This window comes from Bradyrhizobium sp. JR4.1 (assembly GCF_040548605.1).
Classification (GTDB): domain Bacteria; phylum Pseudomonadota; class Alphaproteobacteria; order Rhizobiales; family Xanthobacteraceae; genus Bradyrhizobium; species Bradyrhizobium canariense.
This window is the reverse complement of the sequence record NZ_JBEPRY010000027.1, coordinates 64,880-90,596: the sequence shown is the minus strand read 5'-3', so window position 1 is coordinate 90,596 and position 25,717 is coordinate 64,880. Positions and strand designations below refer to the sequence as shown.

The 25,717-nt window shown below is 59.1% G+C and carries 20 protein-coding genes and 3 pseudogenes; 10 read left to right on the top strand and 13 right to left on the bottom strand.

Translation table 11 applies throughout. The features are described from left to right. Window positions 1–4 precede the first annotated feature (4 nt). From ABIB90_RS34965 to ABIB90_RS34955, 3 genes are read right to left on the bottom strand one after another with little or no spacing between them, the layout of a single operon-like run. Window positions 5–3,169 (bottom strand): helicase-related protein, encoded by a 3,165-nt coding sequence (locus ABIB90_RS34965; RefSeq protein ID WP_354202355.1) that lies wholly within the window; start codon window positions 3,167–3,169, stop codon window positions 5–7. A 2-nt stretch (window positions 3,170–3,171) separates the two neighbouring features. Further along, window positions 3,172–5,028, bottom strand: coding sequence for a phospholipase D family protein (locus tag ABIB90_RS34960; RefSeq protein WP_354202354.1), 1,857 nt, complete (start codon window positions 5,026–5,028; stop codon window positions 3,172–3,174). Then, window positions 5,018–6,196 (bottom strand): DUF6361 family protein, encoded by a 1,179-nt coding sequence (locus ABIB90_RS34955; protein WP_354202353.1) that lies wholly within the window; start codon window positions 6,194–6,196, stop codon window positions 5,018–5,020. Before ABIB90_RS34955 ends, ABIB90_RS34960 begins: the two co-directional genes overlap by 11 nt. A gap of 446 nt (window positions 6,197–6,642) precedes the next feature. Here ABIB90_RS34955 and ABIB90_RS34950 point away from each other — a divergent pair, with 446 nt between their 5' ends. Together ABIB90_RS34950 and ABIB90_RS34945 are read left to right on the top strand one after the other, a co-directional pair. Continuing rightward, a complete protein-coding gene (locus tag ABIB90_RS34950; RefSeq protein WP_354202352.1) occupies window positions 6,643–6,939 on the top strand; it encodes a hypothetical protein in 297 nt (98 codons plus the stop codon). 25 nt (window positions 6,940–6,964) lie between these two features. Further along, a pseudogene (locus tag ABIB90_RS34945) lies at window positions 6,965–7,075 on the top strand (hypothetical protein); the annotation flags it as partial. Between the two features lie 988 nt (window positions 7,076–8,063). On the opposite strand, the gene ABIB90_RS34940 reads toward ABIB90_RS34945, so the two are convergent. The 9 genes and pseudogenes from ABIB90_RS34940 to ABIB90_RS34890 form a co-directional block, all read right to left on the bottom strand. Then, a complete protein-coding gene (locus tag ABIB90_RS34940; protein ID WP_354202351.1) occupies window positions 8,064–8,636 on the bottom strand; it encodes a hypothetical protein in 573 nt (190 codons plus the stop codon). Between the two features lie 78 nt (window positions 8,637–8,714). After that, window positions 8,715–8,852, bottom strand: a complete 138-nt coding sequence (locus tag ABIB90_RS34935; RefSeq protein WP_354202350.1) for a hypothetical protein — start codon at window positions 8,850–8,852, stop codon at window positions 8,715–8,717. Window positions 8,853–10,009: 1,157 nt separating this feature from the next. Continuing rightward, complete coding sequence (locus ABIB90_RS34930) at window positions 10,010–10,648, bottom strand: SLATT domain-containing protein (RefSeq protein WP_354202349.1); 639 nt, start codon at window positions 10,646–10,648, stop codon at window positions 10,010–10,012. Beyond that, window positions 10,641–11,519 (bottom strand): CBASS oligonucleotide cyclase, encoded by an 879-nt coding sequence (locus tag ABIB90_RS34925; RefSeq protein WP_354202348.1) that lies wholly within the window; start codon window positions 11,517–11,519, stop codon window positions 10,641–10,643. The genes ABIB90_RS34930 and ABIB90_RS34925 overlap by 8 nt, the downstream gene beginning before the upstream one ends. A 594-nt stretch (window positions 11,520–12,113) precedes the next feature. Further along, window positions 12,114–12,263, bottom strand: a complete 150-nt coding sequence (locus ABIB90_RS34915; RefSeq protein WP_354202384.1) for a hypothetical protein — start codon at window positions 12,261–12,263, stop codon at window positions 12,114–12,116. A 444-nt stretch (window positions 12,264–12,707) separates the two neighbouring features. Further along, a complete protein-coding gene (locus ABIB90_RS34910) occupies window positions 12,708–14,549 on the bottom strand; it encodes an alpha-amylase family glycosyl hydrolase (RefSeq protein ID WP_354202346.1) in 1,842 nt (613 codons plus the stop codon). Window positions 14,550–14,578: 29 nt separating this feature from the next. After that, entirely contained in the window at window positions 14,579–17,047 is a 2,469-nt protein-coding gene (locus tag ABIB90_RS34905) for a 3-keto-alpha-glucoside-1,2-lyase-like domain-containing protein (protein ID WP_354202345.1), read from the bottom strand. Window positions 17,048–17,222: 175 nt separating this feature from the next. Beyond that, window positions 17,223–17,624 carry a GlcG/HbpS family heme-binding protein gene (locus ABIB90_RS34900; RefSeq protein WP_502918254.1) on the bottom strand — a complete coding sequence of 134 codons (402 nt, stop codon included), beginning with the start codon at window positions 17,622–17,624 and terminating at the stop codon, window positions 17,223–17,225. Window positions 17,625–17,806: 182 nt separating this feature from the next. After that, window positions 17,807–17,917, bottom strand: a pseudogene (locus tag ABIB90_RS34890) (NnrS family protein); the annotation flags it as partial. A gap of 57 nt (window positions 17,918–17,974) precedes the next feature. On the opposite strand from ABIB90_RS34890, the gene ABIB90_RS34885 reads away from it, so the two are divergent. From ABIB90_RS34885 to ABIB90_RS34860, 6 genes and pseudogenes are all read left to right on the top strand, one after another. Continuing rightward, on the top strand, window positions 17,975–18,931 hold the full coding sequence (locus tag ABIB90_RS34885) for an AraC family transcriptional regulator (RefSeq protein ID WP_354202344.1): 957 nt from the start codon (window positions 17,975–17,977) through the stop codon (window positions 18,929–18,931). A 221-nt stretch (window positions 18,932–19,152) separates the two neighbouring features. Then, window positions 19,153–19,770 (top strand): nitroreductase family protein, encoded by a 618-nt coding sequence (locus ABIB90_RS34880; RefSeq protein ID WP_354202380.1) that lies wholly within the window; start codon window positions 19,153–19,155, stop codon window positions 19,768–19,770. A 34-nt stretch (window positions 19,771–19,804) separates the two neighbouring features. Then, window positions 19,805–20,350, top strand: coding sequence for a carboxymuconolactone decarboxylase family protein (locus ABIB90_RS34875; RefSeq protein WP_354202343.1), 546 nt, complete (start codon window positions 19,805–19,807; stop codon window positions 20,348–20,350). 43 nt (window positions 20,351–20,393) lie between these two features. Further along, window positions 20,394–21,107 carry an FMN-dependent NADH-azoreductase gene (locus ABIB90_RS34870; RefSeq protein WP_354202341.1) on the top strand — a complete coding sequence of 238 codons (714 nt, stop codon included), beginning with the start codon at window positions 20,394–20,396 and terminating at the stop codon, window positions 21,105–21,107. Between the two features lie 77 nt (window positions 21,108–21,184). Further along, a complete protein-coding gene (locus ABIB90_RS34865; RefSeq protein WP_354202379.1) occupies window positions 21,185–21,673 on the top strand; it encodes a DUF3788 domain-containing protein in 489 nt (162 codons plus the stop codon). Window positions 21,674–21,862: 189 nt separating this feature from the next. Further along, window positions 21,863–22,344 (top strand): annotated as a pseudogene (locus ABIB90_RS34860) (zinc-binding dehydrogenase); the annotation flags it as partial. 475 nt (window positions 22,345–22,819) lie between these two features. Here the strand turns inward: ABIB90_RS34860 and ABIB90_RS34855 are convergent. Beyond that, the gene (locus tag ABIB90_RS34855; RefSeq protein WP_009859184.1) at window positions 22,820–23,707 is read right to left on the bottom strand and encodes a LysR family transcriptional regulator; all 888 of its coding nucleotides are present in this window, start codon (window positions 23,705–23,707) and stop codon (window positions 22,820–22,822) included. Between the two features lie 245 nt (window positions 23,708–23,952). On the opposite strand from ABIB90_RS34855, the gene ABIB90_RS34850 reads away from it, so the two are divergent. Together ABIB90_RS34850 and ABIB90_RS34845 are read left to right on the top strand one after the other, a co-directional pair. After that, window positions 23,953–24,705, top strand: a complete 753-nt coding sequence (locus ABIB90_RS34850) for a sulfite exporter TauE/SafE family protein (protein ID WP_354202378.1) — start codon at window positions 23,953–23,955, stop codon at window positions 24,703–24,705. 74 nt (window positions 24,706–24,779) lie between these two features. Further along, a complete protein-coding gene (locus tag ABIB90_RS34845) occupies window positions 24,780–25,316 on the top strand; it encodes a peroxiredoxin-like family protein (RefSeq protein ID WP_009859186.1) in 537 nt (178 codons plus the stop codon). Window positions 25,317–25,717: the final 401 nt, after the last annotated feature.

The window sequence follows — 25,717 nt, the reverse complement described above, 5'->3', positions numbered from 1 at the left end:
CGTGCTATCGGGCGCGTTCCTTCGGCTCCAGCCGAATCTGCAGATCGTTGAGGGTATCGACGCTTACTCCGTTACCGGCGAGCCTGGCAAGATACTCCAGCAGATCGTCCTGCCGCGGCTGTCCAAACGCGAGCCGGTAGACCGTCAAACTTTGCTTAAGCCATTCGAGCCGAGTGACCTCCCGGCTGAAAGGTAGCATCGGGACTCGTCGTTCGATGCGAACCGATCCCTCATAGATCCAATAGGGGACTATATCAGCATGGGCGTCTGACTCCGATCTTGCCCGGTCGAACATATAACTCCATGGATCGCGCGCAGCCGTAGCACTCGATCTTACGGTGTGGATCTGACGTTCGGCCAGGTTCAAGCGTACGGCATGGTTCTTGAAACGATGGATGCGCCCTTCACGCTGCTCCAGGTCCACCGGGTTGCTCGGCAGATTCCAGTGGTAGATGCGGTAGCAATATGGATGGAAATCGAGGCCCTCCTGCCCGACCGAAGTCGTGGCCAGAACGAAGGGCTTGAAGGGCGAGTTGAAGGCCTCTCGCACCCCACTAAGTCGAGCCACGGTGCCTTCCTCGTCGCGGTAGTCTGCGAGGCGCATCCCGAACCGGCCACGCATTTGAAATTTGGTCAGCTTGACTGCGCCCCCCTCGAGTTGAACGTCATCCACGTCGATCTGCGATGGCCGCACTGACAGCGCCGATGCCATCGCGCGCGATACGCCCAGGGCTCGCTCCTCCGGTCCGAGCGAACTTAATCCCTCCGCGTCAATCAGATAATGCGCGTACTCGTCGAGGACTGCCTGGAGGTTGTGATCCAGGCCGTATGTCAGCACACGATGCCAGTACCGGTCTTCGGTGCCTCGGCGAAGCAGAGCGATGGCATCGGGCTGGTTGAACAATGACCGGAATGCCCAAGCGATTTCAGCGGCTGCCCGCAACAGAGTGGGGTGGTCCCAAGGCAGTTCGGGCGCGATCCGTCGCAATGCACGTAAGCCGCAAATAGCGGGACTTCCCAGGGCGAGGTCGACCAATAAGTCGAGCTGATCGCTTACGAGGCCCGAGAAATCGCTCCTGAGCGCCGCTGCCGCGAGCTCGGCAACATGCTCTCGAAAGCCATCTTCACTTGCTAGTCCGACGAATCCATCCGGTGCCGAGAGCCATGCGTCGACTGAGGAGCCAAGCAGACGATCGATCATCGCAGGGGCAGCCCATTCGGGAACGGGGACCCCACCACTATCACCGGCCGCCTGTTCAAGCGCAGCGAGCGCGGGCCGAAGCCGTCCCGCAACTGCCTCCCGCATGGCTTCTTTGGACAACTGCTCCTGTGTTTCCGCGAAGATCAAGAGCGGATCGGCCACTTCGGCGAGCCGCGGACTAGGATAGATCAACAGCAGCGCCCGGAGGCCAGCCAGTCTGCCTTGATCCTGCCGAAACTGCAGCGGCCGCAATCTATTTTGCTCGAAATATCGTCTGCCAGATTCTCCGACCCCCATCCGTCGCTCCGCTTCATAGGACAGGAGTGCCGCCAATGCGTCCGGAACCATCGACCACGACGAGAAGACTAGCGATTTTGTCAGCGGAGGGCATGATCGTGCCAAACCATAATAGGGCATGGATGCCGGTATCCAGAGATGCTCTTCGAGCTTCGAGCCGAAAACGTCTTCTATCATGGCCCTCATCCGACCGTTTGCGGGGTCCAGCGGCTCGTACGCATCGAGGAGCTCGCGACTCAGCATGGCGGGCCGGGCGAGTGCCAAAGCATCGCGCAGGGCGGCCGAAGGTTTGGCCGCCTGCTCCGAGAGAAGACGCTTCAAACGGTAATCGCGCATGAAGTTCAGAAGATAGGGGGCGGATTTCCAGTACTCCACGATTTCTGGAGCATCCAGAACGCGCGAGATGCTTGAGACCGCGGCGGCTTGCGCGAGGTCCGTCGGATCGATGGTGAGCGACATCCGCGGCTCTTCAACCATCGAGTCTCGGTCCTTCGTGCTTCCGACCCGTTCGGTCCGAGCGATGACACGCCGAAGGCGCTGCTCGATCCGGGCGCGAGATTCGATGGCCGCGCCATGGGAGGCTGGCAGAGCCTGCAGCATCGCTCGGAACGTCCTCATTTCCCGCGAAAGCTCCGCGGCCACGATCGGCCCTCGGTCGGGGCCATAGAGGAAGCTCAGCGTTTCGAGGAAATCCGCGTAATGGTCACCATCATCGGGGGCATCGCTCGCTAGGGTCAGCATGCGGTAAGGCGTAGCTGACAAGAGCAGTGTCCTGGCGGCATGACCGCTCGGGTCAGAATAGTCGAAAAGCTCTCGGGCGAGCATGGCCGCGTCGGAGTCTCCGTGGAGAAGATCGCGGAAACGCTGAAACTCATCCATGATGATGAGATCTGGCTGAAGCGCATCCACGCAGGCGTGCGATAGCTTCGCGCGCAGTTTCGCCACGACCGCGTTGCGCGGTTGCGTCATTTCGAGTGGATATTCTTTCCTTCTGCGTGGGAACATTTCGCAGACCCGCTCCAATTCCGCGAAGAGTTCGGAATCCTCAATCACTTTCCTTCGAAAGCGCTCGATTATGTGAGCGTCCACACCTTTCAAGCTAATGTTGTCGACGGCACTGTCCCAACCATCGTCACCTGCAGTAACCTGGAGGAGATTACGAAGTCCGCGCTCCCGTGACACGACGTCCGCGAGCAAGCGGAAGAGCAGGGCCCGTTCCAGGGCGATGCCGGTGGAAGACCGTAGATCAAAGGTCGTCCCCGGCGTCAGGCTGATGAAATTGACCTTGTTCGAGCTCAATCCTCCATAGCCCGAGCGCGATTCAGCCTCGCTTCGCAGTTGAAGAGGCATCAAAGTCATCCGCGTCGGCAAGGACAGTTCGCGACGGCCCAGGACATTCAGCCGATTGATGTTTTGTGCGGCAATCGCCTGGTTCGAGCAGATATAAAGAATGTCGATCCGGTCCGTCGTATCCCAGAGATGCTCGATCATGCGGGCAATTACGCCCCGGGCGACCATCGTCTTGCCGAGTCCGACCTCGTCCGCGACCAAAAATCGCAACGCGGGATCCGTCTGGCTGTAGAGGCGTTCGAAGACATAATCGACTGTGCGTCGTTGGAATGACTTGAGCGGGGCCAATGCGGACCCAGCGAGAAACCGTTCGGTCACCATGACTATTCCTGTACCTGCGCTTGGGACTTGGCTCGCAAAGCAAGCCGGAAGGTTTGCCAAAGAGCGTGGAAATCCGGAGGTATTGGGCTCTCGGAACCGGTTTCGGCCTCTTCGAGCCGTTCGACCAAACGTTCGATCGCGTCAAGGCGACCGTCTCTACTGCAGAAAGCTCGCACCATCTCCTCGAGCAGAGGTGAGTCTTCCCCGCTCGAGCGCCAGCCTCCGTGCTTCTCGTCCTTCTGTGCAGCCAAGGCAGCCGCGAAGGGATCGCCGAGCTCGGCAAGAAGCAGGCGAAGGTAGCGAAAGAAGGCATCCTTATTGTGGATTATGGAGCGCAAGATGGCCGCATTTCGTCCGATCGGCAGCCCTTCCAAAACCAACCCGGTCGCAAACAGCAACGACACTCCCGTTTCCCGGTCGACAATATGGCAAGCCAAAAAGCGAGTGAGATCGATCAGGGGCATAGATCCAAGATCGACGGGATCTCCACGCCTCAAATTCTCAAGGGCATGCTTCTGGTGAGTTTCTCCCCGGGTGATGGGCCAGACGTAAAGCTCCTCTACCCCCGCCAGGTGCATAGGCCGAATCGGCTGCACGGTGACTTCCCAGAGGTTTGCAGCTTCGTCTTCCGAACTGCATCGCCTGCAGACTAATTTCAATCCGCCGGTGCATATTTCGCGGCGGGCCTCGTCAAGCCTTGCCTGCGCATCCCTTTTCGCCTCGTCTTCATTCGTCAACTCTTCAGGCACGAACGGGCGTGTAAGTCTGCCGAACCCCTTATCGCCAAATATTTCCTCGATACTGCCCACCTGCGATCGCCTGCCGTTCAGCGTCGAAAACAGCTCGACGTTGCGACCTGTGATTAAGGCGGGGCGGGTCGCATTCCCCGAACCAACCGTGATTTCGGTATCCCAGCCCCGTTCCATGACGAAGATTTTCGCATGCAATCCTTGCAAGGTGCCGGCCTCGAGTTCTTCTCCATCCTCAGCCGCCGCGGCTTCATCCAGCACCGCGACGCTGAACCTATTCAACAGTTCGCGCGACAAGCGACCGAGTTCGTCCGAACGGCCGATCAGCAGAGGGGCTTGCGTCCCGGCACGTTCGGCAAGCATGGCTAATGCGTCCTCGTCACAAAAGGGAGAGATGATGCCCAGCCGGGCGCCAGGCTCGGGTCGCCACGGCGTACCGCCGAAGCCGTTAACGGCGAACGAGACCCTGTCGAAGGGCTCTGGCAAAATCCAATTCGCCCGCCGAATGTCCTCGGCCAAGCGGGACGCCAGTTCGGTGGCGCCCGATGGCAGATCGGCGACCGTCAGCTGCGGAAGGCGCCGAATGAAGTCCGCGAGGGGGCGATTGGTGGCTTGAGGTCTTTTAGCAACAATCCCATCAAGCGTCAGCGCTACATCCCAGGAGCGATCCCGCGTAAGATTTCTAGACATCACCAGCAAGCGCACGCAAATCGGCTTATCGTCGCTCATAGACCTAAAGCGAAGAGCCCACATTTTAGGATGAAAAGCTCCCCCCTTTGGGGCTGCAACCTCGACGATGATTTTCTCTAGCAGTGAACAAAGCCGCGAGTGCGGGCGGGACTGAATCTGGATGTGTCCGTTATCTGCGAAGATCAACACCCGCCCCGCCATACGCTCGGCGCCCTCTAGAAGAGCCAAAGGGTGATCCAAGATTTCCTCGCGGCTTTCTGCCGCGAAGAGGGCAAGGCTCACCGGGACCGCCAGAGCAGTTTCGAAATCGAGCGAGAAGGTCGTGGCGACCGCTGCATCGAACGCATATCCCTCGGGCGGCTGTAGGCTTGCTCCGTACAGCGTCCGATGATCGGGATCGAGGCTGGTCTTAGCTGGCATCTATGAGATCCTTGAGATGCGACCTCGCCTGATGCCAGCGGAACGTAAGGCGATTCACGCCTGAGGCTCCGGTCCAACGGTCCCTCACGGAACGATTGAGGTATCTCGACTGGGTGGTCTTGAGTTGTCGTTCTCGCATTTCCACGAGCCTGCGCGCCGAGGGGAGAGCGGCTATCTGGGGCGCGCTCCCCGCCACGAGCTCGAGCCACTCCGTGACGAAACGCTTCGCGGCCGGCCTGATGCTATGACCGGGATGCTTGATCACGTCCCAGAATTCGTCCAGCGACCAGCCGCGTGCAAGCGTGGGTTGGATTTCCTCACTCCAAGCGGCTATTCGTCGGCCATACTCTTTCGTCCAATCGTCTCGCCCGCGTAGCTCGCTCAGGGTCATGTTGTAGAGCAAGGCAGCCCCGTGCATGATCTGCGAAAAGATTTCGCCATGATGAACCAAGCGGCGAGCGAAATGCGGAAACTCGGCCAGGCGCGGGTGAGCCCAAATATAATCGCAGTCGACTTCCACCGCTTCGCGGGCGAGAAAGCTGATCAATGATCCTGCTTGGGCGTTCAGGAGGCGATCGACAATGAATTGCGCTTCCTCGGTAGTGAGTCGGAACGTGGTTTTCTGTAACAAATCAGCGGGTGCCGCAGGCAGCGTACGCGCCCAGACCGGATCAACATTGCCGCCCTCTGCGAGTCCATCGAGATCGACCGGATGGCGTCTTCTTGTAAGAGCTGGCAGAGACGCGAACAAGCTATCGACGGAACCCGGGAAGGTTCGAATGCGCCATGCACCGAGGCCAGACCAATAAACTGAACTCGGGAGCCGCTGAAGGCGAGCGCCAGCGTCTCTGCCGATGATGCCATACTGCTCGCCGCCCGCTTTAAGCGCGTCCGCGAGCCGAACTTCGAGTGCGCGCGCCTCGCTCCGAAGCTGAGCTGCGGCAAGATCACGGTGCTCAAGCGTACGCATGATCCAAGGGACGAAAAGCATGTAGCGGAGGCGCGTCTGTATCGTGCTGGTCCCCGGAAAGAGATGGTCGGCGATCGAGTCGCGTATGCTCCCAAGCCCCAGTTCGTCTCGTCCCTCTCGCTCGTCAAGAAGAGCCATAATGCGGAGAGCGCGTTGCCGCTCCACTTCGTCGAAATCGATCCAGGCCAGAGAAGACATTCGACCCCTTGGCACCCTCGCCGGTTGTGTCGCGATGACGCTACCTACGATTCGGCGAGAATGCTAGACGGTCGTGCCTACGCCCTAAGTCGCCGTCCATCAGCTTCGACCGACGTCGCGCAGGTAGTTCGCGGAAAAAATCGGTAAGCGCCTCGGTCGGTAGGGCCGACGGACCGGTGTCATCCCAATGCCACCGTACTCTTCTTCCCGAGAGCTAATGACGAGACACGGCGAAGCTGCGCTGAGGCGCGAGCTGCTGCAAGAATGGGACTAGCGCTCAACTCAGGTTTCACCATCCCTCGCTACCTCGTTGCTCACACAATGCGACAACTGGATTTGCCGCTCGTACATCCACTGCAGGTCTTCGTCGGTGACCTGGCATTGATGCTGCTCCTGTATGGGGGCGACCTCCTGTCCGCTTGGCTGACGGCCAAAGCGAGGAAATCATGCGTGCAACCTTCACCAGCGCCATTCGAGAATTTGAACGCAAGCCTGATTGCACCACCGTGTCCATGCCGCACGCAGACGAAATTCGGGTCAACGGCGTCGCATACGTATCAGGTGATGAAGCCTGCCGCTTGTTGGATATCAAGAAGGGTACGTTGAACGGCTTCGCCCGGAAAAGCCGGTGGGCGCAGGTTTGGAATGTGCGACCGGCCGGAGAAGCGATGCTGACGGTGTATTACCTGAAACAGTATGTGCTGCGCTATCAGACGAACAGGCGAGAGCGACGAAAGAACTGAAGAGAAGCCCTTCGGGTAACGTAAGCAGATTCTCTATCTGCTCGGCCCAGTAGGCGGTTGCAAATCTTCGCTTGCCAATTGGGCGAATTCGCTGCAAGCGCTCGATACGTCGGCACAAAATGACGTCCAATCATAGAGTTGCATGAGTGGGCGGAACGTAAGTTCCGCCCCTTGTCGTTTGTCGGCCGCGAGTCTTACATTCGATGTTATACTTTCCCTCAGCGACAACTAAATCATTGCAAAACTGAGAGAAACTAGACCGTGACGTGACCGTTCGACGGCGCACGATGGGATTCGTGTACTCAACCGTTCGTCGGCTAGTTCTGAGCCTTGGGTTGCGAGTGTCGAACGATCGTCATGTGCTCACGCTGATTCGGAAGTGGCGCTAAGGAACGGTCCATTCGGCGCTTTCGTTCTAATTGTAGGCAGTTTCATCGCTCGTTCTGACGTGGGAAACGCGTTTCCCGCGACGGGCTTCGTTCGCCTGGTCATGGAGGTCTAAACAGTGGGGTCTCATAAACTGCCCGGTTCTGGGCTCGCTTTCAATTGGCCAAAATTCGGTCTGGCATCGATTTTGGAGAAATCGGAATGCGTCGCAAAGGCGTTCGGACCGCGGCTTGGCTTTGTCCTCATGGTCATCGGCATTCTGGCCCGAGCGAGCATCCCGATCGCAACTGTAATCGCTATCGGGGGCCGCTCGTTCCTACAGTAGTAAGCTTCGTGTTTACCGAAATTGTCGCTTGCGCCGTCGGGCAAAACAGTGGTTTAGTCCACCGGAGAACAAATCGGGAACAAACCCGCCTCAATGCTATATTCGGGGATAACCTGGGGGGTGACGGGTATTCCCGCGGCTTTGCGGCATTTGAAGTGAGTGAAGGCGTTCGGCGAGAACTCAGGAGGTCGGCGGTGTCTGACCAAGATGCGAAGTACTCGGACTTGGTGGAGATCGCCAAGAGATCCGGTGAATTCAGAGAGCACTACGGCAAATGGTGGGGCGGCTTCATCCAGCTAAGCTTCGCCAACAAGGCCGTAGGTCGTAGACCCGTTTTGTGGGGTGGGCTCGTTACTCTAGGTACTATCATCGGTGGCGTGGCCCTGAGGTATGGTTTGGCCCTGATCGGTCACTAGGGCAACGCTCCCCCGATGATCGGCCGTTCAATCCCGTCATCATCCCAGAACAACACCTTGAAGCCGGTGTAGCTGCTTAGCCGTATCATTGTTTCGTTGCATACGACCTCGAAACGTTTTCGCGGGAGCAAGTTTGGGTCTTGGTCAGGTTCTTCTGGTGGATCGAAAATGTTGATGCGGACTAGGTCTTCGCAAATCGTCGCGACCTCAGGCGTGGCGAAAGTGATTGGGCTTTTAGCGTGGGCAAACGCGTTGCGGACATGGCGGATCAGCCGAAGGTTCTCGCGGGAGACCGGCCCTACTATGCAAGTCACAATGGCAAATGAAATCTTGCGTGCGAACGTAGCCAGCAGGCCATCCTGTTCGTAAAGGCTTTTACGCAGATCTTCTGAGTCATCGGCAATCCAATGATCAATCGCTCTGTCGAGGTTGTTCTCCAGCATCGCCGAAAGCAGCAGGCAAAAACTGCGACTGTCTGCGTCATCAGCTGTTTGCCTGTCGAACTCTTCCTGGTGCTCGGGTGTCGGAGGCCTAGTGGTCAATTCCCTGAGCTTTGAAACCTTGGACATGGATCCGCCGGTAATTTGAGGAATTCGGGCCTATAAAGGTCCCAAGCTGGGACCCTCGTTAGTCGGCGGTCGCGTTAGTTAATGGAAACTGCCGTCCTCGACAATGTGCGAGTTGGAGCTGAAGAAGCTCTGCGCATCCGGGTTGGCTTGCCCTTGCTGGAAGCCCATGTTCGCAACGCCCACGATGAGCGCGGCGACGGCGACAAAGAGTGGCATTGTCGTTTCTTCTCGTTGATTTATCTTCGCCTCACGGCATACTGGTAGTAAGATGGATCTTTAACAACCTTTTGTCACGCGAATTCATTCGGTGCTTCATTGCTAGTGTTTATAGGAATATTTGTTTCTTCGATCATTTTCTTTACTCTGATTGGCAAGGACCCACATCAGAGGTTCTTGCCTATCCCGAGGGAGGGGGGAAGCCGTCGCGGATGTTCGATAAGATATTTTCTTAGCAAGATCATTGGGCGTCCCTTTGGACGCTACTAATCGCCGCTATAAGCTTTAACGCCAAGGGCGGGTGCTCACTTCATCCCTCCAGTTGGCAAGAATTTATTTCGTTTGTCGTGACCGTGTGGCTCAGCGGCAAGATACTTCTCGGTCCCATGCTCGAAGTTAGGAAAAGCGTTCGCGTATCAGCGGACGGAAAAATGACGCGCCCATTGTTTTTACGATATCGCCGTCATGTATCCCATGAACCTGATTACGGGCTCGGTTTACAAGTTCGTTGTGGTGGGGGCTGTAGGAGTAGCTATTTGGCTGGGGTCATTGCTGCTACCGATTTCCATACAGGACAGGTTAATTGTGCCGCTGCCGTTCGTTATCGTTTGGTTTTTTGCAACACTTGCGAGGACGTCGGGCCTCCTGATTCATCGTCCAGAGCTAACGACGCGCAAGTGGCTTCTATTCCCGATGTTTGGTGTGGCAGCTTTTGTCTACGTAGGCTTGGAGGGCATGCTGCGCGGGTGTGGAGCTGCGCCGAGAGCCATTCCCGGCATGGGCGCGGTTATATTCGGTCTTTTCACGCTGCCGGTCGTAGACTTCTTCTTTGCGGCGGTTGGCGCAATAGTAGCTGCACTCCATCGTACTGGTTGGTTGACCAGCACGGCACCTTGTCAATGTCCAGTCTTACTCCCGCCTTCTGCAGTTGCTCTTTCACCACAGGTTCATTGGCGGCCAGATAGTCGGTACTGACCGTCACACTGCTCTCGGGGAAAGCAGGGATACAGTCAGGAGCTGCAGTTCAAGCAGCTCGAACTATTCTTTGAAGAGTGTCAGAAAGAGCGGGATGAGCGCGCCACCCTCGCTGCGGCGACCTAAGAAGGATGAGCCGTCGAGCTGGTCCCTTGGCCCAAGCACATGAGGTTCGACTGAACTCAGGCGTGAGGCTGCGGCCCCGGCTTGTCGGCGATGGCGGGTGCGGCAGGTTGTTGGTCCACCTTGAACTCGGCCTCGCCGCTCTCGATGCCCTTCTTCGCCTTCTGATATGCCCAGTCGGGAATTTGCGGGCTCTTCGAGTTGAGGTCGTCCTTGTGGTCGATCATCTCGCGGAGCTTCGCGGATAAGACCGTCTCCGATTCCTCCAGCCAGCATTCGACCGACCAGAACAAGCGTGCCTCCTGGTTGATACGGCTGAACCCGTGACCTGCGGCGAGATGTACGGCCTCCTTCTTGTTGGGATTGAGGAAGGTGGTAACACCAGCAAGTACCGCTACGGTGATCGAGATGCAGCCCGCGACGAAGGCGACTTCGGGGTACTGCTTTGCATATTGCGAGAAGGTGGCCGCGCCGACAATGGTGGAGAGGATGGCCGTGGGCAGACCCAGCCACAGGTGTCCCGTCGCCCAGCGTGCCGCCGCGCAGTGATGGCCCTTGAAGGAGTAGAGGGCCGTCTCCTCCAAGCGCTTCGCCTCTGTGATGATCTGGCCGCGGGCCTTCGACGGCGGCGCCTCCCCGGTGGTGGCAATAACCAGGTCGCGACCGGCGGGGATTGCGGGAACGGGTTTGTCAGCCATAGGCGGGGAAATGGTAAGGCATGAGATGTTTCCAAATCGCGATGGCGGCCTTGTGGTCGCCGCGCTTTCCGTAGTTCTCGGCGTGAACGGCGCTGTTGAAGGCTCCCTGCAACTTCTGCACGCCCTGCTCCATTGTCGCCGAGGTGATGTAACGGCCGACGTTGTCGCCGTAGTTCGCCGGGTCGAGGGTCGGGTTGCGGACTGCCGTGCGAGCCTTTTCAAAGAAAAAGCGAAGGCCCGACTGAAAGTCCGTGATGGTGACGTTCGTAAAAATATTCAGCGCCAGCACTTCGAGATGGAAGGACCGGAAAAAAGAACCGTGGCTCTTGTTCCAGCTCTTAATCATCTTGATGAGCGGCACCAGGTTGCCGTTGTGGTACTTGTTCGCCGCGCTCATGAGGAGGACGTGCTGCTTAGGGTCCGTCGAAAGCCAGAAGTTGTTCACGGCGTTCGCGATGATGTAGCCGCCGCCCTGGCGGTTGAACCCCACCACCACGTCCACCACGAAGTCGGAGAAGCGGATGGTGACCGCTTGGCCGTTGCGGCTGATGTCGGGCGTGGAAGTATAAGTTTGCCGTAGAGCCACCCTTACGCGGCCGAGCAACCCAGCGGGGCCGCCGTTCGCGCCGTTGAAGGCGTTGTAGTAGGACGGGTCCAGGCAAATAAAGATGTCAATGTCCGCTTCACTGAGCGGAGAGATCATGGTCCACCGTGCGTAGGAGCCGGTGAGGAAGTCGTCCACGATCGTGAAGTTGCTCGCCAGCACACGGCGAACGGTTTGCTGCCGCGTGGACACGGTCTCACCTTGCGGGAAGGTGATTTCGAGATTTGAGCGCAGCTTGGTGAAGGACTCGGCGATGGTAAAGGGCATACAAAACCGTGGAATGAACGAAGCGAAAGATACACGGTAGCCGGGAGGAGAAAAGGCCCGCGAAGAGCTTATACCCGACTTGACTCGTCGTTCGTGTTTCGTTCTACTGGGCCCGTGAACAAGAAGGTAAAGCTGCGACGCGGTCCGTTCTGGCGCACAAAGGATAACGGCGCCTGGTCCATTCCGAAGGGCGAAATTGATGCCGCGGATGCTCCGGAGCAGGTCGCGCGGCGCGAGTTTGCGGAAACTCGGCCCGAGTGCTTCGATTGGTCCACTCCTGGCGCTGGGGGAGATCCGACAGCGAGGAGGGAAGCGCGTAGCGCATTCGCCGGAGAAGGCCATTTTGACCCGGCGGCGCTGACCAGCAATACCTTCGATATCGAATGGCCGAGCGTGAACGCCGTCAGCAGGCGGTCGACAAGGCGCAGGCTGCATTGGACAAGGCCGAGCAAGAGCACGCGAAGCGGGTAGCTGACATCCAGGCAGAGCTCGAGGCTCTCGAGAAGAGATCGCAGGCCGAAAAAGCCCGCTCGGATAAGGAGAAGGAGCGATTGGGAGCCGCGCTGCGGCGCGCGCGGGGTTGGTCAAGGGTCCTTAGTCGGCGGCACCCACGTGCAGCGCCATCAACCTGCATTGGCTCGGTCCGCTCCGCCCATTCGCGTCCACCCGTTTGAGATCCTCCATGACGGCGAAGCCATCCGGATAGCTCACCAGGATCTTGAGGACCGTCACCTGAAAGTTCACGCCCCCTCCGGATCGATCAGCGCCACATCGTGGGTGCACGGGACGAGGCATCGCGGCCGACCCGCCTAAGCCCCTCCAGTGAGACCTCGCCTCTGGTAGCTGCTTCCAGAATGTTCGTTGCGACGTGGGTACGTGCTCCGATGCCGCGGTGCGAGACACCTTCACATACTTGGTCGGGGACCGCGCGCACTAGCGCGGTGGTTGCCGTGTCGAACATGAGGTGCCCCCATCAAGGGAAAGCCCATCCTAGCCCGGTTCTTCTGGCTTGGGAGTCACGCATGTTAGATTTTTTGCGGAGATTGGTCAGCACGGGCGCGGCAGGCGTGCCGACGTCGTTCTTTCAGAGACTCTGTACGTTGTCTCGTACGGTCTCAGATCAGTGTCGCTGAGACCGCATTGATGGGACGTCGATTTGCCATGCGCCGAGCGCGGGTGGTCCCATGCCTACGTCAGCGTCCAGATCCGTCCATAATGCGATGGGACATTCAGCCCCACTTGCCGAAGCGAAAGCACGTTCCTCAGGTCGAGAGCGCCGCCATGCAGCTCTTCGACGTAGTCTCCGGCCATTGGAAACCAGAACGGGACGGTCCGGTCAGTGTCTCCAAAATTCACGGCGATCAAGGTGTAGCGACCGCCGTCGTAGCGGGCGAACAGAAGCACTCCGAACTGCTGATACCGGTCCCAGTCATTGAAGAAGAAGTACGTGCCCTGACGAATGTGGTCGCGCTGCCGCCGGATCCGCAGCAGCTTGCGGACCAGGCTCACAATCGGCCGGCCGGACCCGTCGTAGAAAAAATCCCAGCGCATCGGCCGCAGGAGCGAGACGCGGCCCATTCCGAAATCGGGCAGAAAATAGTTTTCGGCGAATTCCTCGCCTTGCCAGAGCATCGGAATCCCCTTGCTCAGCAGCAGACCGATCAAATAGGGCTGCAGCATGTACCAGCGCGCCCGGTCACCCTCGGCGAACAGCGGATTGCCGGCTTCGTCGGGATTGGAGGTGCCGAAATTGCAGAGGAACCGTTCGTGATCGTGGTTCTCGATGTACTGAAGCGCGCTCTTGGGGACGTCGTCGCTATTGACGGTCTCCCGGTCGGGGTAGCCGAAGAGACCAAGCTGCAGACCCAGGTCGGCGAGCCGGCCGCGGTCCCCCTGCGCTACGGCGCGTGCCGCGCCATAGGTGCCGTTCTGCCACGTGCAGTTGGAATACGTCGAGCGCAGGACGTCCTCCGGAGCTTCGAGCTGTTCGGCCATCTGCACGAGCGACAGCGGCTTGCCGGCGCCTGCGTCGAAGCGGCTCCAGTACGGGCGACCCGCCGCGATGTTCGCCTTGGTCAGCTGGTGCGTTTCATAGACCAGGCTCGCATAACCCACGCCCATCGGCCCGTCCCAGTAGTTCGGGACACAGTCGTAGCGGAAGCCATCGACGTGGTAGACCTCGAGCCAATGGTTACTGGCCGTATAGAAGTAGTCGCGCGTGATTTCTCGATTGAAATCCGTGCTCTTGCCGAAATTGCTAAAATAGTCCTTGGCAAACGGCCCCATGAATGGATTGTCGCGGTACTGCAGCCGCGTGTAGGCGTCGTAGTAAGGAAAATCCACGCCCGTATGACCATAGACGACGTCCACGATCACCGCGATCCCGTGTTCGTGGCATATGTCGACCAGCTGCTGGAAATCCGATCGCTTGCCGAAGCGCTCATCGACACCAAAATAGCCGATTGGGAGATAGCCCCAATCGACCGAGTTGCCGACGTTAGACAGCGGCATGATCTCGATGGCGTTGATCCCGAGGTCGGCGAGGTAGGCCACGAACCCGCGGGCGCGGTCGAAATTGTTGCCGAACTCCGCGATGTTCACCTCATAGAGGATCAGGTCTGCCAGCGCCGGTGTTCGCCATTGCGTCTCGCCGGCGCTCCAGAGGTAGGGCTGATAGCCCAGGGTGAAGGCGGATTGCTTGCCGACACCGAACTCGCGCGCAAAGGGATCCATTATCCAGTCGAGCGTTCCGACGTTCGGGTTGGTGATGGTGTAGCGGTAGACATAGCGACCCGGACTGCCCCAGGCCGAGCCCGGCACTGCGGGCGGCGTCCCGGCGAGGGGGACCGTGACCGACCAGAAGTCGCCATACGGAGCACGAACGCTGTGCGCGAGTGCAAACTCCCGGGCCGGCATCTCTTGCAGGAACTGGTCCGCCTCATGGATGATCTTCACCGTGACGACGTTGCCGTCGGCCGCCGACAACCAAGGCATCCAGAGTCCGAACGTCACCGTGCCGTTGGTTTCCACGGCGCCCAACGATCCGAGTGGCATCAGGTTCATGCCACAAGACCCTCCAACGACTTCCACTGAATGCTGCGAAAGAGCACGCCACCCGTATGCGTCTGCAGGCCGATGAAGCGCGGGTCCTGCGCAGTAGACGGCAGCCCGCGGCGCGGCGACTGCGGGTCGCCCGCGAAATGGAAAATGTTCACCGTCTGCCCGTTCAGCGCGACGGTGATGTCGGCACCATCGACGGTGATCTCATAGCTGTTCCATTCTCCGACCGGATGGACCGTCAGCGGACCATCGGTCGGCCCCTTGAAGGAGTAGACCGCACCCGTCCTGTGGACGGGCGCATTGTCAGGCCGGGCCAGTTCGTCGATCTGAATCTCGAAGCCAAAGTTGACGCCGACATATGCAGTGTTGTCGTAGCCTTCGTTTCGAGGGTCCGGAAAGCCGACGAAGACGCCCGAATTGTCGTCCGGCGCCGTTATCATCCATTGCAGCCGCAAAACGTAGCGAGGCGGGGTCGGGCGCTTCAGCCAGAGCAGCCCCAGGTCGGTCCCCGTTCGCGCCTCGAGAACGCCGCGCCGTACCCGGAACGAGCCAGGGTCGTCCCGACCGGGCTGGTTGCTGATCGTCGACATTGTCCAGTCCCCCAGAGAGGTGCCATCGAACAGCGTCTCGAAACCCGCCTCGGCCATGAAGGCTGGAGGCGTCATGATCCGGTCGCCGGTGCGGCGCGATAGCGCTATCCCGGTCAGCATCGGGTTGGGCGAACCGATGCTCGGGAATAGCGCCGGGCCGGCCGCATACAGGTTTTCGGTGTGATGGAAGCGTCCGTTGCCGTCGGTGACGCTCGCGGTCGGGTCGGTGCCCATCCAAAGAGTTCCGGCTTCATGATGGGTCGTCCCGAGCCCGTCCTGGTTGCTCTGGAGCACCTGCATGGGCTGACCGTTGGCGAAGGCGGCGGCGACTTTCTGCATCGCCGCATCCATGGCGGCCCAGAGATCCCGATCGCGCTGCGTCGGCGTCAGCGCAACCGATGCGCGACGAACACCGTACTCGTCGGTCCGCGAGCTCAGATCAACGCGGCTTGGATGAGCCGCAGGATTGGCCGGATCGGCGGGCTCCATCTCTCCGAGCCCTCTGATCGCAATTGCGACATGCGTATCGGTCGAGGTCTTCAGCTGATCGAAGAAGTCGACGTCGGGCACCTTGCGGTAGAGCTCGTCCTCGGCGCCGATGGTGTTGGCGCCGCCGCTCGCGGAGATCTGAAGGTGGAAGTGGCCGATCAGATCACCATTCGGGCGCGTGGCCCGCCCCTTCACGAACAGGGCCGCGGTCTGCAGCTCGTTCACCACCGCGGAAAGCCCGGAAATCGCCGACCGCGGCACGCGGATGACGAGGTTCGAGCGAAGGTGCGCGATCAGGTTCTTGCCGATGAGCGGCAGGGTCGGAAGTCCGGTGGCATCGAACGATGCGAGAACCAGCCGCGCGTTCTCGATCGTGCCGAGCGCCATGACGACCACACCACCCGGTGCCAAATCTATCGGACCTCGGCTGGTGTCGATGCCCGAGATGCGCCAAGTCCCTGCTGAGGTAGGAACGCTGCGCAGCGTGAGCACATGCGTGTCGGGCAGCACCATGAATTCCTTGACGGCATCGCTGCCGTTGGAGTCGCTCGCCGCGGTCCGAGCAGCCTTCATCAGCAGCGGAACGACGCTGAACTTGTTCAGGGGAAAGAACCCCGCATGTGGCGGGCGCGCCTGCACAGCAAGCGGCGCTTCCAGCTTCAGCAGGTTCAGCAGGTCGTTTTGCGAAAGCCCGCCGCTCGACGACAGACCGAGCAACTGTGCGGGGTCGGCGCCGGGCATCAGCAGCGGCGAGGGTGGGAGCGCGTCGAGCGTAATCGCCCCGGGCACGCTGGACAAATTGTCGAAGAGCTGGCGACGAAGCGCGTTTTGCAGTTCGCCGAAAATGAAGTCATTCGCCTCGTCGACACCGATCTGCCGCGAACTCTCATCGAAATAGCGGCCGTTCAGATCGGCTATGGTATTTGCCGGCCAACCCGACATCTCCTCGTCCAGCAGACGAGGCGACCAACCGCCCCAATAGAGTGATCGGCCTCCGAGCGTATACGCCAGTCCCTTGAAGGGAATGGTCGACTTCCAAGGAATGCCCCAAACCTCGTTGCGTGGCGGCTCCGGCTGCGGCAGGTTTTCGTTCAGAAAGAACGGATTGGTCGGATCGCCAAACCCCTGGATCCCCGTGTTCTGGACGTGCTCAGGAACGGTGAACAGCCCGGCGTCTACGACCAATGTCCGTAATCCGCCGCCACTCTGCTTCTGACGAAACCACAGATGCTCGGCGATAGCCGAGCCGAACGTACCGCCTCCCACAATGATGAAATCGAACGGACGCCCGCCTGCGGATTTCCACGCATCAACCTCCGCTAGGTTGTTGCAGAGGTAGCGGCCCTGGATGTCTTTGGTGAACGAGGTCGTCTCGGTACTGATCGCCATTGCCCGCCTCCTGGTGCAATCCTCGAACTCGCTTTCCTGTTAGGGCACGATCTTCTTCAACCTTAAATGAGCTAGTTCACAGATTGCTCTTACTTTCAGCGCCGCAGCGAGAGGGGCCTCGCTGGGCGGCATCGGTCGAGTTCCATCTTCGTACTGGAGCCGCTCCCCGCTCAGGTCAGAACTCCAGCCTGTCGCGAATCGCGTCGATGCCATCCCTCGCGCATGCTTCGTCGGCATCGCCACCCGGAGCTCCGGAGACACCTACCGCTGCGACCAGCGAACGAGTCGCTTCGACCACTAGTCCTCCCCCTATGATGACTACTCCAGGAAGGTGGCGAATGCCCGCCTGCATCATGCCGGGTTGACTGATCGCATTGAGCTCAGTCGTGCTGGTCCTGAACGACGCGGCCGTCCAAGCCTTTCCTGCCGCCGTTGGCGGCGTGTGAGGACCTGCAAAGCGATCACGCAGCATCACTTGCGTCACGCCGAAACGATCGACCACGGCGACTGCGACTTGGAATCGCTCCAGACCTCCACGCGCGAGACCTGTCGTTGCCTCTCGGCGCGGACGAAGGATTCGGTGTAGGAGACCCGCAACGGGATGTCTTCGGTGGTCATTGGTCTGTTCCTTTTCGCATCGATCTTGATTTGCAATTGTGGGTCGATGTCGGCGGACGACAATCAAGGCCCCCGGCTTGCGAGCACCGCATCGTCCTTCCAAATCTCAGGCTCTCACCGAGGCCGACTGCGCGCCCTTGCCTGCGTCCCCAATTCGGCAATAAGCGGTCGCCCCGTGTGCCCCAGCGAGGCGCGGGTCATGATGGCCAGCGTCATTGTGCCGATCGCGCCAACCGCCAAGGCATGGAGAGCTGGAACTAATGCACAGTTACGATAAGCTGTTTCACTATCTCCAGTTTTCGAGGTCCAATGTCTGAAGTGGACTGGCTTAGCCATCTCCTACAAATCGTGACCGTTACCGGCCAGCTCGAAGTCCGTTGCGCGTACGGCGCGCCATGGCGTGTTACCTGGGCCAGGGCCGCGCCGAATGAGATCCCCTATCACGTTATTGTCGGGGGCCGGGCCATTCTCGAGGATCCGGAGTCGAGAACAGCGTGGGAGCTAGTGAACGGGGATATCGTGCTGCTCCCTCATGGTGCTGCGCATGTGCTGCACGACGGCAGCGGCCAAACGCCGGTCCGTACTCACGAGAGCCGGAGCTCTGCCGGATGGATGTTGAGCGAGAACGATGGGCGGGGTGAGCAACTGGATCTGCTGTGCGGACGGTTTTTCGTCGCGCCACCCCATGATCGACTGATCCGCAACTACCTGCCCGCTAATGTGGTGACACGGGCTGTGGACAGCGATGGAGAAGAGGGCATCGGGTCCGCATCCAACCAACTTGCCGGACTTGTCGGGCTGATGCGAATGGAGTCCGCTGGTAACAGGGCGGGAGGGCGCGCCATTCTCAACGCGCTCTCTTCGGTCCTATTCACTCTCGTCCTGCGCGCCGCGAGCGAATCCGGAAAATCGGCCGAGGGCTTGTTGGCCGTGGCTGGCAATCCGCGACTGGCTCCAGCCGTTGCGGCGATGTTTGCGGATCCAGCGCGGCCTTGGAAACTGCCCGATCTGGCCGATTTGTGCGGGATGTCGCGCGCTACGTTCATGCGCCAGTTCCAGGACAAGCTGGGTCGCTCCGCCCTCGATTTGTTGACCGATCTCCGCATGAGTCTGGCCGCCAACGAGTTGAAGAAGCCGGGGATCAGCACTGAGGCGGTGGCCGAGACCGTTGGGTATCAATCCGTTTCGGCATTCCGGCATGTCTTCGCCGAAAGGATGAGGATGACGCCGGGGGAGTGGCGCCGACTGGCGCACAAGGGCGAGTAACGCGGGGCGGCCTGGGATCCAGAAGGCGCAGTTTGATCCTTTCGCGCATCATCTTGAGCCAATCAAGCCTCGAAATTATCACTCATCCCTGTAAATTCGGCTCCGTAATCACTTGACGAGGGAGCCATCCAATGAACTGCATCAGCCTTGCCATCACCGGACCCGCTACCGGCGTAGCCGCCGAGACCATCGGGAAGATCGGGAAGAACGAAAACGCTTTCATGACGAACGCCGTCATCGAAACGATCCTGAGCCGCAGTGCCGCCAAGTACTACGAACCTACCGCCACGCTGAGCGACGACCAGATCCGCGACCTGGTGCGTATCGGCACGTCCGCGCCGACCTCCTTCCACCTGCAGAACTGGCGCTTCATCGCCGTACGCTCGTCAGAAGCCAAGGCACGGCTGCGTCCGATCGCCTGGAATCAGCCCGCGATCACCGACGCGGCTGTGACCTTCATCATCATCGGTAGGCTGGCCGATGCCAGCACCGTCCCCGACCGTCTGGCGCCCGTGGTGGAAGCCGGCATCATGCCGGCGCACCTGGTGCCGGAGTGGGAAATCCCAGCTCGCGGTCTGTATGACGATCAGCCGCAGCGCCAGCGCGACGAAGCCGTGCGCTCCGCGACCTTTGGCAGCGCGGCAATCATCTACGCGGCCCGTTCGCTGGGCCTGGGTTCAACGCCGATGATCGGTTTCGACTCCGATGCGGTGCACCGCGAGTTCGGCCTGGCCGAAGACGAAGTGCCGGTCATGCTGTTGACCGTTGGGCCGGAGCGAGCTGGCAACTGGCCGCAGAAGCCCCGCTTGCCCATGGTTGATGTCTTGGACTTTGCATAATCAATAATCAACTCGAGATCTTATGGAGACAATGATGTCAAGAATTGCCGCTCTGAAGCCGGAACAGGTGCCGCCTGAATCGAAACCGACTCTCGACGCGTTCACTAAGAACATCGGGTTCACCCCAAATATGATGGCTGCCTTCGCGCAGAGTCCGATCGCGTTCAACTCCTGGGCAACCCTGCTCGGATCCCTGAGCAAAGTGCTCGACGTAAAGACGCGAGACAGCATCGGGCTCGCCGTTTCCGAAGTGAACGGCTGCAACTACTGCCTGACCGTTCACAGCTTTACAGCCGAACATATGGCCAAGCTGGAGGCCGATGACATCATTCTGGCCCGAAGGGGTCACGCCAACGATCGGAAGCGGGACGCTGCCGTCCAGTTCGCACGCAAAGTCATTCAGACCCGCGGCCACGTCCACGACGCTGATCTGAAAGCCGTCCGCGACGCTGGCTACACCGATGCGAACATCATCGAGATCGTCGCGCTTGTGGCCATGTACTCGCTGACGAACTTCTTCAACAACGTGTTCGATCACGAGAAGGACTTTCCCGCCGTTACGCCGGCCGGCTCGATCTGAGCTCGGTCCTGGCCCACCCTCGTGATGCTATTGGAACAATCACATGAAAATCCTCCATATTGATGTCAGTCCGCGCCTGGAATCGCATAGCCGCCAGCTTTCAGCGGCGATCGTCGAAAGGCTTCTCGAGGTTGCGCCCGGGGCGGGCATCACTCGGCGTGATTTAGGGACTGAACCCTTGCCTCACGCCATGGCTGATTACGCGGTCGCACTGTCGTCGCCGGCCACCTTGGCGGCCCCATCGAAGGGCGCTCTGGATGTTTCCGAAGCGCTTATTCAGGAAGTCGAAGCGGCCGATGTGATTGTCATCGGAACGCTCATGCACAACTTCACTATTCCCTCGGTTCTCAAAGCGTGGATCGATCAAATCTTGCGCGTCGATCGCACGATGATGTCGACGCCCGCCGGGAAGGTCGGAATGCTCCGGGACCGTCCGGTGTTTATCGGCGTCGCTTCCGGTGGCGTCTTTTCCGGGGACCGAGCAAACCAACCCGATTTTCTCACGCCATATCTGTCTCTGGCATTTGGCTCCATTGGGCTAAAAGCCCTGCAATTTCTCTCGGTACAAGCCACCGGGTTCATTGACCGGGAGCAGGCCACATTCGCGAGAGAGAAGGCCCTGGCAGAGATCGATCTGACGGTCATACGAGAACTTCGACCCCTCCATGGTTGCCCTGCCGTGCTCTCAGACATCGGTAGACCGTATCGCAATGCAAGACGCCCTGCTCTTGGGAGCGTCGCGCTAGCAGCATTCTGATGGCGCGCCGCAAGTTCATGGCACGCCCGCATCATAATCCTCCAGCCTCCGCCGGACTATCAACACGAGGTCTTTTGATGATGTTACGTACAGGTACGACAACAGCCGCTGGCGAGACAATTCCCCAAATCGGCGACAGGATCACCGACAAATCAGCACCACCCGATGACGGCACCGTCCGCGAATGGATCGGACCAGATGCGTTCGAGCATTGGGCCGAGCTGCGGAACTGGATCGACGAATTCTACCCTGGAGTTTTCGCGCCGGACTGGCTCTACGGGGGCAAGAACCGCGGTTGGTCCCTGCGCTACAAGAAGACCAAGGCGTTCTGCACCTTGCTGCCGGAATACAAGCGGGTTTCGGCCGTGGTGGTCATGGGCGGAGCAGAACGAGAGAAGTTTGAGGAGCGGCGTTATGTCTGGCGACCGCAATTGGTCAAGCTCTACGATGAAGCCACAACATACATAGACGGGAAATGGCTGACGATTGCCATCTCGTCGGAAAATGATCTGCATGATGTGACGGAGCTTTTGGCTATGAAGCGCCCGCCACCGTCGCGCGGGTGAAGTTCACGAAAATGCTAGTTCGCCGCGCGATGGCTGCTAGGAACGCGAGCGGCGGTCTCGCCGATATCACACAGCAATTCGACATCAAGCTCGTCGCGGAAGGCATCGGGCTGGCGACTAATTGAGTGAGAGATCGAAGATGACCTCCGCGCCTGCAATATAACTTGAGGAAACAATTCGATGACTAACAGCGGGCAGAGCGTGCTTGCGCACGGCGCGGCCGGTGCCGTCGGTTCGATGGTGACGCAGCTTGCCCGAGAGGCGGTGCCTATGTCATCGGCACTGGACGCGCCGCCGCCGCCAGAAGGCTCTCTACTTCGGTGCAAATGAATTCGTCGATCTTGTGAATGACACCCAGGAGGACGTCGGCGGTGTCGAATCTCGTGTTGACGTCATTGGCGGGGATATGCAGAAGCGGTCGGCAGCGCTAATCCGTGCAGGCGGCACGCTTGTGACTTCGTCGGACCGACGGATATTCGACCTGCCGACGGCTTGGCAATCGACTTCGTCGTCGAGGCTGATCGTGCCCAACTGACCGAGATCGTTCAGCGAGTGCGGGATGAAAGACTGCAGACAAATATCGGCAACGTCTCATCCTTGGCGACGCGGTCGCCACGTTCAATTCGACTGAGCGGCGCGCGGGGAAAACGATCATCCGCGATCGCTCGTGACGTCCGCCGGAGTCAAAGCTGCAACAATGTCGCCCGCGAAAGCGGGCGCGCATAGGCTTTCGAAGAGTCGCCTGGCTGTGATCGAATCGCTGGACCTGAACGGGCGGACTCGATACCAGCTGGTGGATGGGTTTGGCGCATCGAGCCATGACGCCGTTGTCTTCTCGTCACCATCTCGGATCTTTGCTGGCTGTGTGCCTTCCACACCGCCGCAGCGAAGCGCACTCATTCGATAGCGTCTTATCAAACGCAAGAGGGCTGATCTTGAAATAAGGGCGAGAAGCAACAAGCACGACGGGTCCGTAGGCCGCGTGCGATAAGCGGTGATGGTATCTTTTCGCGCTGGCCGCACGAGGCGCTGCGTGACCGACGAAGCGAAGAATCGCGCAGGAAAGTCGTGGAGCATGGCATTTTTCATGGCATAGACTGCCTAGCGCCTCTAGATTGTTGATAAACACGCATAAGTTTGGTTAGTTTATAATCGCTCCGGCTCCATAAGCTTTTGCGCGAGCAAGCCGGCGTGCGGCGTGAGCGCAGAGAAATCACGCGCGCAAAGATAAAGTTTCCTAAGCGCCCATGGTTCTTGCAGCGGTACTATCGCCAAACCAGGATGCCTCAAATCTTTTGCTGACGCCTCCGATAAGATTGCGATCCCTACACCTGATTCAACCATCATCGCGATGTTCTCGATCCGCCTGAGTTGAATGCGATAGTAAATCTGACGACCTAGACGGGCTGCGCGCTCTCCTAAATGAGCTTCCAGCGCCGCATCGGACAAGCCGACGAACGGCTCACCAACGATTTCCGCAAAGGCTATCGATCGTTGATCGCTGATGCGATGAGTTTCACTCGTCACAACGACGAGTTGGTCTTGAGCGATTAGGCGAGTTTGCAATGCTGTCAAATCTGCGATGTCGGCCACAACTCCCAAATCAGCACGACCTTCCGCGATGGCCAGTGCAATCTCAGTGCTTGGCCGTTCATGGAGGTCGATAGAAAGATCTCCATAGGCCACCAAGAACTGGCCGAGTTGATGCGGTAGAAAAGCAGCCAACCCAGCCGTGTTGGACAACAGCCTGATGCGCCCTTTCAGGCCAGTGCCATAGGTGCGCAGTTCTCCACGCATCTGCTCGACCTGGTCCAGGATCAAGCGGGCATGGCGAACGAGGGCGTTACCGGCCGCAGTCGTAGTGACCCCCCGCCTATTTCGTTCCAGGAGCTGCGCGCCAAGCGAAGATTCCATTCCGGAAATGCGTTCGCTCACGGAAGCGAGCGCCAAGTTCATGGTCTCTGAGCCCTTGGTGAGGCTGCCTTGCTCCACCACGGTCAGGAACAACCGCATGTCCGTCAAATCGAAGCGCATTCTTTTCCTTCGTCCCTGCCGAAACCACCCATCGGAAATGACCAATTGTGAGGTTCGGCCGGTGCGCGTACTCTACACCATGCGACGCCATTTTTGCCGATTTGTGACGAGAGCACAAGCGATTGGAGAGTGGCGTCTCGGCGAGAACGGGGTTTATCACCATCCCATCAGGCGATATTAGCGCGGATGCCATCGGCCCGCACGAAGCCTTCAACCGCAATACGGCCCAGACCGAGTGGCTCAGAATGAGTGATTATCTTTCGTCGCATGTTCTGGCTATCGCGCTCACGTTTTTCGTCGCCGGGTTCGTCAAGGGGGTGGCCGGCATGGGCCTGCCAACCGTGGCTATGGGCGTCCTCAGTGCGATCATGTCGCCAGTCAGCGCCGCTTCGCTGCTGGTCATTCCATCCTTTGTCACTAATTTTTGGCAGCTCTTTACGGGGCCGAATTTCCTGGCGCTGATGAAAAGACTTTGGGTGATGATGCTCGGCATCATGGTTGGCACACTCGCCGGCTCATGGCTTCTGACGAGCGCCAATACGGTATTCGCAAGTGTTGGATTGGGCGCCGCCCTTATTGTCTATGCGGTGCACGGCTTGTCTGCGAAGCCATTGTCGGTTCCTGTGCGCTTCGAGGGTCTATTGGCGCCTGTCATTGGGTTGACAACCGGGTTGATCAATGGAGGAACCGGGGTTTTCACGCTTCCCGCCGTTCCTTATCTTCAGGCTCTCGGGCTTTCCAAAGACGATCTTATCCAGGCCCTGGGGCTGTCGTTCACAGTGTCAACAATTGCACTTGCAGCGGGCTTGGCTCGTGGCGGAGCTTTCCATCTTGGAAATGTTACCTTGTCCGCCCTCGCGGTCATTCCCGCGTTGCTGGGCATGCAGGTCGGGACAATAGTCCGCGAGCGCATAAGCGCCGCAACCTTTCGACGCTGGTTCCTTATTCTCCTCGCAGTTCTTGGCCTTGAACTGGCCGTTCATCCACTCTTCCTCTGAGGCAGATGGCGATGCCCCAGATCGTAAGCCCGTCCGTTCCATCAGATTCACTGAATCTCCGCGAAGGAATTTCCATGATCGTACCACGCCAGAAAGCCCCGGAGCTGATCATCGAAACTCTTGACCATGGACGCTTCAATCTTGCTGCGGAAAAACCAGAGCGCCTGACTCTCGTCTGCTTTTATCGCGGTCTGCACTGCCCCATTTGCGCAAACTACCTGAAGGAGTTGGAGCGCCTGACGCCTGCTTTTGCTCAGCGCGGCGTCGAAACGATCGCCATCAGCTCAGACGGGGAAGTGCGGGCGCGTCAGATGGCGGAAAAGATCGCGGCGAAGAACCTGCGAGTTGGTTATGGTTTGGAATTAAGAGCGGCCCGCGAATGGGGTCTCTATATCTCGGCCTCGCGTGGGAAAAGCTCAATCGACATACAGGAGCCGCCGAAATTTTCGGAGCCCGGCGTTTTTTTGATCGAACCCGATCAGACGATCTACTATCTTTCAGTACAGTCGATGCCGTTCGTTCGACCAAATTTCGGCGAGATGGTGCAAGCCGTCGATTACATCATCAAAAATGACTACCCGGCGAGAGGCGAATACACAGGGCCGGTCTGAACACGTCTCTGAAGCTTGGCGAGGGTGCCACTTAGCTTCTGCATCTCGCAGATCCGCTTGCTCAACGTGGGATCATCGAACAGCCCACGAGCCATTTTCTCAACGCGGGACAATTCCGCTTGAAAGGCCGGCGATTGAATCTGATGATTCGCCGGTTTTACTTTCAGAAGGTTTCGATGCGTCGCTTTACCGTCCGAGAGACGTCCCCCTGGATCAATTACATGGAGCCCGATAGCCGATTTATTGGCATTGGTCGATCGAAGCACCGACTGAGGCCGCGGCGGAGGCGTTTATCCCGCAAGCGAACACCGGCGCTGCGATCAGGTCGTCGTGTACCCGGCGGTCTGAAACGTAGAATCGTATTCAGCAGCACCCACACAGTTCGCCTAGGGAAGGGAAAA

What these genes read in the sequence shown, in the direction of transcription:
- ABIB90_RS34960 (WP_354202354.1), bottom strand. Translation starts at nt 5,028, where the DNA reads ATGCCAGCTAAGACCAGCCTCGATCCCGATCATCGGACGCTGTACGGA.
- ABIB90_RS34885 (WP_354202344.1), top strand. Translation starts at nt 17,975, where the DNA reads ATGTCTGAAGTGGACTGGCTTAGCCATCTCCTACAAATCGTGACCGTT.
- ABIB90_RS34865 (WP_354202379.1), top strand. Translation starts at nt 21,185, where the DNA reads ATGATGTTACGTACAGGTACGACAACAGCCGCTGGCGAGACAATTCCC.
- ABIB90_RS34845 (WP_009859186.1), top strand. Translation starts at nt 24,780, where the DNA reads ATGATCGTACCACGCCAGAAAGCCCCGGAGCTGATCATCGAAACTCTT.
- ABIB90_RS34925 (WP_354202348.1), bottom strand. Translation starts at nt 11,519, where the DNA reads ATGCCCTTTACCATCGCCGAGTCCTTCACCAAGCTGCGCTCAAATCTC.
- ABIB90_RS34930 (WP_354202349.1), bottom strand. Translation starts at nt 10,648, where the DNA reads ATGGCTGACAAACCCGTTCCCGCAATCCCCGCCGGTCGCGACCTGGTT.
- ABIB90_RS34940 (WP_354202351.1), bottom strand. Translation starts at nt 8,636, where the DNA reads ATGTCCAAGGTTTCAAAGCTCAGGGAATTGACCACTAGGCCTCCGACA.
- ABIB90_RS34850 (WP_354202378.1), top strand. Translation starts at nt 23,953, where the DNA reads ATGAGTGATTATCTTTCGTCGCATGTTCTGGCTATCGCGCTCACGTTT.
- ABIB90_RS34880 (WP_354202380.1), top strand. Translation starts at nt 19,153, where the DNA reads ATGACGAACGCCGTCATCGAAACGATCCTGAGCCGCAGTGCCGCCAAG.
- ABIB90_RS34905 (WP_354202345.1), bottom strand. Translation starts at nt 17,047, where the DNA reads ATGGCGATCAGTACCGAGACGACCTCGTTCACCAAAGACATCCAGGGC.
- ABIB90_RS34965 (WP_354202355.1), bottom strand. Translation starts at nt 3,169, where the DNA reads ATGGTGACCGAACGGTTTCTCGCTGGGTCCGCATTGGCCCCGCTCAAG.
- ABIB90_RS34855 (WP_009859184.1), bottom strand. Translation starts at nt 23,707, where the DNA reads ATGCGCTTCGATTTGACGGACATGCGGTTGTTCCTGACCGTGGTGGAG.
- ABIB90_RS34935 (WP_354202350.1), bottom strand. Translation starts at nt 8,852, where the DNA reads ATGCCACTCTTTGTCGCCGTCGCCGCGCTCATCGTGGGCGTTGCGAAC.
- ABIB90_RS34950 (WP_354202352.1), top strand. Translation starts at nt 6,643, where the DNA reads ATGCGTGCAACCTTCACCAGCGCCATTCGAGAATTTGAACGCAAGCCT.
- ABIB90_RS34955 (WP_354202353.1), bottom strand. Translation starts at nt 6,196, where the DNA reads ATGTCTTCTCTGGCCTGGATCGATTTCGACGAAGTGGAGCGGCAACGC.
- ABIB90_RS34875 (WP_354202343.1), top strand. Translation starts at nt 19,805, where the DNA reads ATGTCAAGAATTGCCGCTCTGAAGCCGGAACAGGTGCCGCCTGAATCG.
- ABIB90_RS34870 (WP_354202341.1), top strand. Translation starts at nt 20,394, where the DNA reads ATGAAAATCCTCCATATTGATGTCAGTCCGCGCCTGGAATCGCATAGC.